Origin of the sequence: Gilliamella sp. CG25 (assembly GCF_046635705.1) — a bacterium.
Taxonomy (GTDB): Bacteria; Pseudomonadota; Gammaproteobacteria; order Enterobacterales; family Orbaceae; genus Gilliamella; species Gilliamella apicola_I.
In genome coordinates this window covers 1-1,043 of the sequence record NZ_JBIDFJ010000029.1, presented here as the reverse complement: position 1 = coordinate 1,043, position 1,043 = coordinate 1, and the positions used below count along the sequence as shown (strand labels likewise).

Sequence of the window (1,043 nt, the reverse complement as noted above, 5' to 3'; positions counted from 1 at the left end):
GTCAATCAGGCAATCATTGATATCACGGGTAACCTAACCGATCAGGACTTTGGTTATATCCATGGTGGTATTATTGAAGGTAAGCTTGTAGAAGACAGTGAAGGGACAGGTTCAAACTCAGCTGACAGTTATAAGGGGTTATCGGGTGTAAATGTTTATCTGTTAGACAGTGATAAAAAGCATGTGATGGATAAAGATGGCAAGCCAATGACGTCGATGACGGATAATAATGGTCAGTTTAGCTTCCGTAATCTGGCAATCGGTAACAATAGTGGCAGTGCTGTTACGCATCATATCCGTTTACTGTTTGGAAATTATCATGATGGCGTGGTGGGTTCAACGCAGGACAGCCTGCTTTATGAACGCATTCCATCGTTTGAGAAGTACACAGACATCGACGGAAAAGTGGTTGAGCATCCGTTAATCGACTTGTCCTCACCACCGTCATCGATCGTGTATAACGGAGTAGGTGGAGCCCAAACCTTACCGATCGGTTTGAAAGATAACACGTTAACAACCTATTCGGCCTCGATTAACGATTTAATGTTGGGTTATCGGGCAGCGGATGCGGATATAACGGTTATAAAAACAGCGTTAAAAGATAATGTTGTGACAGGTGATATTGTTCCTTACAGCATAAAAGTGATCAATAACACGGTACAAACAGCGAATATCAAAGTGAAAGACATCTTACCGGCAGGGTTTAAGTATGTAAAAGGCTCCTCACGTTTAGATGGTAAGAAGATAGCCGACCCGAAAGGTGGAAAAGCGATGACTTATGATTCGTTGGAATTAAAAGGCAATGGTGAACTCGTTATTAACTATATGTTGGTTGTGGGCTCAGGCGTGACTCAGGGCGAGTACACCAATACGGCGATGGCACTAAGTAAACTGGGTCGAGTGGTATCGAATACTGCGCAGGCGACAGTGACAGTGACAGCGGACCCATTATTTGACAATGCGTTAATCTTCGGAAAAGTGTTTGTCGACCGCAACGGTAATGGCGTACAAGATGAAGGTGAAGAAGGTCTGGGCGGCGTGAA

General features: G+C 44.1%; 1 pseudogene. It reads left to right on the top strand.

The window, feature by feature from the left end:
• A pseudogene (locus ACGH6P_RS10985) lies at positions 1-1,043 on the top strand (hypothetical protein); the annotation flags it as partial.